Below are 8,026 nucleotides of genomic sequence, written 5' to 3' on the forward strand. Positions count from 1 at the left end.
GCTGATTTGAGTTGAAGTTACACCAGAAAGGTCTTTCTTCGCTTTTTCAGCTGCATCTTTCAAACGTTGCATTGCCATCTTGTCAGTAGACAAGTCAATACCGTTTTCTTTCTTGAATTCTGCTACCAAGTGGTCGATAATTTTTTGGTCAAAGTCGTCACCACCAAGTTTGTTGTCACCTGCAGTTGACAATACATCGAAGACACCGTCACCCAATTCAAGGATAGAGACGTCGAATGTACCACCACCAAGGTCGAATACCAAGATTTTTTCTTCTTTATCAGTCTTGTCCAAACCGTAAGCAAGGGCTGCAGCAGTTGGTTCGTTGACAATACGTTCTACTTCAAGACCAGCGATTTTACCAGCGTCTTTTGTTGCTTGACGTTGAGCATCGTTGAAGTAAGCTGGAACTGTGATAACTGCTTTCGTTACTTTTTCACCAAGATAGTCTTCAGCATAACCTTTCAAGTATTGAAGAATCATAGCTGAGATTTCTTGTGGAGTGTATTCTTTTCCGTTTGCAGAAACTTTTTCAGAAGTTCCCATCTTAGATTTGATAGAGATGACTGTATCTGGATTTGTAACTGCTTGACGTTTTGCAGCATCACCAACGATGATTTCGCCGTTTTTAAATGATACTACAGATGGAGTTGTACGGTTACCTTCTGGGTTTGCGATGATTTTGCTTTCAGTTCCTTCAAGAACTGCAACCGCTGAGTTTGTTGTACCTAAGTCAATACCGATAATTTTAGACATGTGTTTTTCTCCTTGTTAGTTAATTTTCTATTTTTGATATTTCCCTTAAGTGGTGGGGACGTGAGCAACTCCCTTCGGGATTTCATCACTTATTTTTGAGCCTATTGTCTCAAAAATCCCCTGTTTCAGTAGCAGAAGCTACTGAAACTTTCACCACGGCGGGAAATATCTTCCTTGCAAGCCTCCGGCTTGCCTCTTATCTTTCTTCATAGTTTATTGTCGTTTCGGACAAGTTTTCTATTATATATGTTGCAACCGTCAGAATCGCCTAATCGAACACGCCCTAAGCTCTGGGTAAAAAAGATAGATTTCCTTGTGTTCATCGAACACTTCGTCAATCTCCTATTTTTACTGTGAGCTTTTTACGGGCTTTGTATCTTAGTTGTACACCACCACCATTGCTGGGCGTAGGATGCGGTCATGGAGTTTGTAGCCTTTTTGGAAGACTTGGGCAATGGTATCTGCTGGGTGTTCATCGTCTGCTGGGAGAGTTTGGATGGCCATATGATAGTTATGGTCAAATTCACCGTCAGCTGTGATTTCTTCGATTCCTTCTTCTTTCAAAGCGTGAATCAAGCTTTCTTGCACCATTTCCAAGCCCTTCTTCACATCATCTGTCAAACCTTCAACTGCGAGTGCACGCTCAAGGTTATCCAAAGAAGGGAGAATCGCTTTTGCCAAGTCTTGACTACGATAACGTTGCAAGTTTTGACGCTCTTCATTGGCACGGCGTTGGATATTTTGCATTTCTGCATGAGCGCGAAGGTATTTGTTTTCGAACTCATCTGCACGTTCATTTGCCAAGTCCAACTCAGACTTCTCAGGAGTTGTTTCTTCTACCGTTTCCACAACTTCCTCTTCTTGGACTTCTTCTACTTCTTCATTTTTTATATCTTGGGCCATTTTCGCCTCCTTTAATGATTTCAATCTTAATGTACTTCGTAATGATTACTGCTGAGGTAGCGGTAAAAATCTGTCAACTTCATGGTCAAAACACGGTTGACCACATTGACCTGATTGATTAGCTGCTGGTAATCCAGATTAACTGGACCGATAATGGCTAGAATTCCAACTCCCCGATAAGGAATGAGAAATTTACTACTAATCACCGCTAGGTCAGCTAGACAGGACTCTTGACTGTCCGCAACACGGACATTTTGCATCTGATCTTCACGCAACCCCTCACGAATCTCCAGAGCCACCTTTTGCGGTTGGTCAAAAAACTGATAGGCTGCTAGATTGGCAAAATTCAAGAGATTGACCTTGCCCGCCACCACAATGTTTTCGTTGAACATTTCCTTAAAGATGTGTTCAAAGAGATCGATCACATTATCCGTTGTTGTGAAGTAACGCTGGATAATCTGCGGAATCTCCGTCCGAATCTTGTAGTGAATATCTAGAACGGTGTGACCGAGGAAACGTTCCTGAATGATGCTCTTCAGTTTCAGCAAATCCTCCTGCAAGAAGTTCCTTGGAATCAGAAACTGACTGGTAACCGTCCGCGACTCGTCTAGGGTGAATACCGCCAAGGCTGTATGTTGGCCCAAAACAACGATATCAAAGGCTGTCAAACGTTGCCTGCTCGGCTCAACATCCAGTGCTACTACCGTACAGCCACTCAAGTCTGTCAGTAGATTAGCAGCCTCTTGCAGAATATCCTCCAATTTGAAGAATTCCTGATCAAAAGCTTTGACAATCTCATACACCTCATTTTCAGCTAGTCGGTCAAAATCCAGTGAGTGTTTTACATAGTACTGAAAACCAGCAACACTTGGCATCCGACCACTTGAAGTATGAGCCTTTTCAAGCAACCCTTGCTTTTCTAGAGCCGCCATGTCATTACGAATGGTTGCACTGCTAGAGTTAATAGACTCTTGCAAGGCTTTGGATCCGACAGGTTCGTGCGTTTTGGTAAAGATGTCAATAATCAGATTTAAAATATCCTGCTGACGCTCTGTAACCACCTCATCACTCCTCTCTGTCTGATCTATTAGCACTCGACACACTAAAGTGCTAACTTATGATTCTATTATACACCCTTAAAAGAGAATGTCAAGATAAAAACTCAAAAAATTAGCACTCTTTTACCAAGAGTGCTAAAAATCAGTCTGAAGACCTAGAAAAAAAGACCGCCCTCAGGCAATCTTCCTTCTCTATTAGTAAAGATCTAAATAATTATCAATTTCCCATTGTGAAACGAAGGTTGCATAACTTGCCCATTCGATTCGTTTGGCTTCAAGGAAGCTAGTGTAGATGTGATCTCCGAGAGCTGCTCTGACAACCTCATCCTCTGTTAAAGCCTTCAATGCGTTGTGAAGGGTTGATGGAAGGTCTGTAATACCAGCTTCCTTACGCTCTTCTGCTGTCATGATGTAGATATTTTCTTCAATAGGAGCTGGTGCTTCAATTTTATTTTCAATACCATGCAAACCAACTTCCAATAGAACTGCCATAGCGATATATGGGTTTGCCATTGGGTCTACCGAACGCAACTCAAGACGAGTTCCCATACCACGTGAAGCAGGCACGCGCACAAGTGGCGAACGGTTACGGCCAGCCCAAGCAATATAAACAGGCGCTTCATAACCTGGAACCAAACGTTTGTATGAGTTAACCGTTGGGTTCATGATAGCAGTATAGTTGTAGGCATGTTTGATCAAACCACCAAGGAAATGGTAGGCCGTTTCAGACAACTGCATTCCTTTTGGATCATTTGGATCAAAGAAGGCATTATTTCCTTCTGCATCAAACAAGGACATATTACAATGCATACCCGATCCAGCAATACCAAATTTTGGTTTGGCCATAAAGGTTGCATATAGACCATGTTTGCGAGCAATAGTTTTAACAACGAGTTTAAAGATTTGAATCTTATCACAGGCACGGAGAACTTCATCGTACTTAAAGTCAATCTCGTGTTGTCCAACCGCAACCTCGTGGTGACTCGCTTCTACTTCAAATCCCATTTTGGTCAAGACATTGACAATCTCACGACGTGTATTGTCCGCAAGGTCAGTAGGCGCCAAATCAAAGTAGCCACCCTTGTCATTTACTTCAAGTGTTGGGTCTCCATTTTCATCCAACTTAAATAGGAAGAATTCTGGCTCTGGACCAAGGTTGAAAGATTTGAATCCAACTTCTTCCATGTGACGAAGAGCTCGTTTCAAATTGCCACGAGGGTCACCCGCAAATGGTTCACCTTCTGTTGTATAGACATCACAGATCAGACCTGCAACACTTCCATTTTCATCTCCCCAAGGGAAGACTGTCCATGTATCCAAGTCTGGGTACAAGTACATATCTGACTCATTGATACGTACAAAACCTTCAATAGAAGATCCATCAAACATAGCCTTGTTTGACAAGACTTTATCTAACTGTTCATCTGTAGCAGGAATTTCGACGTTTTTCATGGTTCCCAAAATATCTGAGAACATAAGACGAATAAAGGTAACATTTTTTTCCTTGACTTCACGACGAATATCTGCAGCTGTGATTGGCATGAGTTTTCTCCTTAATTATGACTACTTGCGGTTTCCTAACCGCGACCAAAAGGTGACCGTACTGAAGCAAAGCGACCCTGTTGGAGGAGTTCATTATGAAGTGCACGACGCACCTCAGTCTGACTCACCGCTTTCTTGGATTTCGCTTCACGTTCAGCATATTTTTTCTTAATGGCAGCGATATTATAACCTTCAGAGATATAATCTTTGATTTCAAGCAGACGATCCATGTCATTCAAGGAATACATGCGACGGTTCCCTTCGTTTCGATCAGGTTTAATCAACTCTTGATCTTCATAATAACGAATCTGACGCGCCGATAGATCGGTCAACTTCATAACACTGCCGATAGGAAAAACAGCCATATTTCGGCGAAATTCTTTTTCCTTCATTTACAATTTCCTTCTTTCTGTCTATTATAGTCTAAAAAAAGACAAACGTCAATTGATAATGTTATAAAATGTAACATTATTTTTCTTTTTTCTCTAAAAAAAGCCGAATACGATCAATATCGTAATTTACGAGAATTGCGACAAAAACTCCCATGAAAGTTTCTGATACACGCGCAAATACGTACAAAATTGTTTCGCCACTCGGAATCGATAGGGTAATGATTAACATAGCCGCTACACCACCAATAACCCCTGCTTTGTTATTCATGGCTACATTTGTCATAATGGTTAACATGGTGCAGATTGGGACAACTACCAAGGTCACCCAAAAGGCTTCGTGGAAAAAGGTATTTAATAAGAAGAAGACCAGAGCATAGAGGCCACCGATACTATTTCCTAGAATACGCGAAGTCCCAAAATGGACACTCTTATCAAAACTCTCCCTCAGGCTAAAAACGGCTGTCAAAGCACCGATTTGAAGACCTTTCCAGCCAAAAAAGCCAAAAATCAAGAGAACTAGAAAAACAGCAATACCTGTTTTAAAGGTTCGCATACCAAGTTTGAACTGGGATTTATCGAATTTATATTTTTTAAAATAACTCATAATCTCAACTTTCTATTTCCATTTTATCATAAATCGGTGATTTTTATGAGTAATAGTTGAGAGGAAGCGTTTTTATTTTAAGCAAAAGAAAAGAGGAACTTTCATCCCTCTCTTCTTTGATTTATTTATAAAATCTTATTTTTCTGTCAAGGCTGCAAGTCCTGGAAGAACTTTACCTTCAAGAAGTTCCATTGATGCTCCACCACCCGTACTAATCCATGAGAACTTGTCTGCACGGCCAAGGTTGATCGCTGCGGCAGCTGAGTCACCACCACCAATGATTGATTTAACGCCTGGTTGTTTCACGATAGCGTCCATCACACCGATTGTACCAGCTTGGAAGTCTGGGTTTTCAAATACACCCATAGGTCCGTTCCATACAACTGTTTTGGCACCAGTCAAAGCTTCGTCAAATTTAGCGATAGATTTTGGACCGATGTCAAGACCAAGGAAGCCTTCAGAAACTGCTTCACCTTCAGTGTCACGTACTTCAGTGTAGCCAGCAAATGCGTTAGCTTCTTTTGAGTCAACTGGCAAGATCAATTTACCGTTTGCTTTTTCAAGAAGAGCTTTCGCAACATCCAATTTGTCTTCTTCTACAAGTGAGTTACCGATTTCGATACCTTGTGCTTTGTAGAATGTGTAAGTCATACCACCACCGATAAGGACTTTATCAGCTTTTTCAAGCAAGTTTTCGATAACACCGATCTTGTCTGAAACTTTTGAACCACCAAGGATAGCCACAAATGGACGTTCTGGAGCTTCAACTGCTTCTTGGATGTAGGCAATTTCGTTTTCAAGAAGGAAACCAGCAACTGCTTTTTCAACGTTTGCTGAGATACCAACGTTAGATGCGTGTGCACGGTGAGCTGTACCGAATGCATCGTTTACGAAGATACCATCTCCAAGTGATGCCCAGTATTTACCAAGTTCAGGATCGTTTTTAGATTCTTTCTTGCCGTCAACATCTTCGTAACGAGTGTTTTCAACCAAGAGAACTTGTCCATCTTCAAGAGCGTTGATAGCTGCTTCCAATTCAGCACCACGAGTGACACCTGGAAGGAAAGCAACATCTTGACCCAATTTAGCTGCCAAGTCAGCAGCTACAGGAGCAAGTGATTTACCAGCTTTGTCTGCTTCTTCTTTTACACGACCAAGGTGAGAGAAGAGGATAGCACGTCCACCTTGTTCAAGGATGTACTTGATAGTTGGAAGAGCTGCAGTGATACGGTTGTCGTTGGTAATCACGCCATCTTTTACAGGTACGTTGAAGTCAACACGAACGAGAACTTTTTTCCCTTTCAATTCAACGTCTTTAACAGTCAATTTTGCCATTAGATATGACTCCTTCTTTTTTTATACGTGTTAATTATATCACAAAATCAGCAAAAGAGATAGAAAAACCCTAAACTTTTCCAGTTCTTTCTTGCAACGAAAACTAGCATTTCTGAAAATCAAAACTAGAAAAACCTTTCCAAATCACTAAGTAATACAAGAAAAACGAGTTAATCCATCTCATTCTTCCACTGATTTTTACTACTTAAAACGAGGTTTGACTAATCTGCAGCCAAACCTTGTTTTTAGTTGTTATGAGGAAATGCAAGAATCCTAAATCGATTCGTTTTCTCTCTTCTTTCCAGCAAGTAGGCCATAGCCACTCATCACTCCGAGGAGTCCTAGTGCTACTAGACTAGCATCTCTTGTTACTCCAGTATTTGGAAGTTCTTTACCTACTTTTTCATTTGTCGGTGTTGCTAAAAGAGCTTGACCTATTTTTTGAGAGTCTTGCTCTTCTTTCGTTCCAACTTCAACAATTTCCGGAAGAGCTTCCTTGAGAACTTCTGTTGTACGAAGAGTACGATTGCCTTGACTATCTACTTCAACCAAGCGACGAATTTGTCCCTCAACTCCTGCTTGGACAAGTTGACGTTGACCGACTGGGAGATTTGGATTTGGACGTTCTTGGTGTTTGAAGGCCACTGTATCCTCTTCAATTTCTAGTTTCGGAATTTCTAAAACTAGGTCTTTTACTCCTTCTGCTGGTTGGTTGCTTGATAGAACTTTTGTACCTACTTCGGTAATCTCTGGAACAGCTTCCTTGAGAACTTCACTCGAACGAAGGGTACGATTGCCATGGGAATCTACTTCTACTAGATGACGAACTTGACCTTCTTCTCCAGCTTGCACAATACGACGTTGACCTTTGAGAAACTCTGAGTTTGGACGTTCTTGACGTTCGAAGACCACTGTATCCTCTTCAATTTCTAGTTTCGGAATTTCTAAAACTAAGTCTTTTACTCCTTCTGCTGGTTGATTACTTGAAAGAACTTTTGTACCTACTTCGGTAATCTCTGGAACAACTTCCTTGAGAATTTCTGTTGTACGAAGGATACGATTGCCTTGAGCATCTACTTCTACTAGACGACGAATCTGCCCTTCTTCTCCTTTTTGGACAAGTTGACGTTGACCTTTAAGAAGGTTCGCATTTGGTCGCTCTTGACGTTCATAGGCTGTTGTTTCAGTTTCAACAACTAGTTCAGGGAGGACCTCAACTGTTGGGGCTACTTCACTTGGATTCATGCTACCAACATGATGACTTTCTTCTGCAGGAGCTAGTTTCTTATTCAGCTTTTCTTTCATGTCCGCAAAAGCTTGTGGAGTTGGCATCTCTGAAGCCAACAAAGTTTCTGCTTGTTCAATCAACTCGGTTTTAGGATCTTTTTTACGGACAGATTCAAGCAAGCCTTCCAATTCTTCTCTAGCAGTTTGAT

General features: G+C 41.3%; 8 protein-coding genes. All 8 read right to left on the reverse strand.

All coding sequences use genetic code 11. From position 1 onward, the window contains the following. On the reverse strand, positions 1-756 hold a 756-nt coding region (locus PAN06_RS11955), incomplete at its 3' end, for an Hsp70 family protein (RefSeq protein WP_269796424.1). Positions 757-1,134: 378 nt separating this feature from the next. Continuing rightward, on the reverse strand, positions 1,135-1,659 hold the full coding sequence (gene grpE, locus PAN06_RS11960) for a nucleotide exchange factor GrpE (RefSeq protein ID WP_000046041.1): 525 nt from the start codon (positions 1,657-1,659) through the stop codon (positions 1,135-1,137). A gap of 26 nt (positions 1,660-1,685) precedes the next feature. Then, positions 1,686-2,720 (reverse strand): heat-inducible transcriptional repressor HrcA, encoded by a 1,035-nt coding sequence (gene hrcA / locus PAN06_RS11965; RefSeq protein ID WP_000255759.1) that lies wholly within the window; start codon positions 2,718-2,720, stop codon positions 1,686-1,688. Between the two features lie 192 nt (positions 2,721-2,912). Next, positions 2,913-4,259 carry a type I glutamate--ammonia ligase gene (gene glnA, locus PAN06_RS11970; RefSeq protein ID WP_261010469.1) on the reverse strand — a complete coding sequence of 449 codons (1,347 nt, stop codon included), beginning with the start codon at positions 4,257-4,259 and terminating at the stop codon, positions 2,913-2,915. Between the two features lie 35 nt (positions 4,260-4,294). Then, positions 4,295-4,651, reverse strand: a complete 357-nt coding sequence (gene glnR, locus PAN06_RS11975; protein WP_000659548.1) for a transcriptional repressor GlnR — start codon at positions 4,649-4,651, stop codon at positions 4,295-4,297. A gap of 76 nt (positions 4,652-4,727) precedes the next feature. Continuing rightward, complete coding sequence (locus tag PAN06_RS11980) at positions 4,728-5,255, reverse strand: aromatic acid exporter family protein (RefSeq protein WP_000119915.1); 528 nt, start codon at positions 5,253-5,255, stop codon at positions 4,728-4,730. Positions 5,256-5,390: 135 nt separating this feature from the next. After that, positions 5,391-6,590 carry a phosphoglycerate kinase gene (locus PAN06_RS11985; RefSeq protein ID WP_042750167.1) on the reverse strand — a complete coding sequence of 400 codons (1,200 nt, stop codon included), beginning with the start codon at positions 6,588-6,590 and terminating at the stop codon, positions 5,391-5,393. Between the two features lie 273 nt (positions 6,591-6,863). Beyond that, a partial coding sequence (locus tag PAN06_RS11990) for a G5 domain-containing protein (RefSeq protein ID WP_269796425.1) occupies positions 6,864-8,026 on the reverse strand: 1,163 nt, incomplete at its 5' end.

It is taken from the genome of Streptococcus sp. SM3, assembly GCF_027497875.1.

Excerpts from the sequence above, each read along its gene's own strand:
- grpE (WP_000046041.1), bottom strand. The coding sequence starts at position 1,659 with ATGGCCCAAGATATAAAAAATGAAGAAGTAGAAGAAGTCCAAGAAGAG.
- glnA (WP_261010469.1), bottom strand. The coding sequence starts at position 4,259 with ATGCCAATCACAGCTGCAGATATTCGTCGTGAAGTCAAGGAAAAAAAT.
- glnR (WP_000659548.1), bottom strand. The coding sequence starts at position 4,651 with ATGAAGGAAAAAGAATTTCGCCGAAATATGGCTGTTTTTCCTATCGGC.
- PAN06_RS11980 (WP_000119915.1), bottom strand. The coding sequence starts at position 5,255 with ATGAGTTATTTTAAAAAATATAAATTCGATAAATCCCAGTTCAAACTT.
- PAN06_RS11985 (WP_042750167.1), bottom strand. The coding sequence starts at position 6,590 with ATGGCAAAATTGACTGTTAAAGACGTTGAATTGAAAGGGAAAAAAGTT.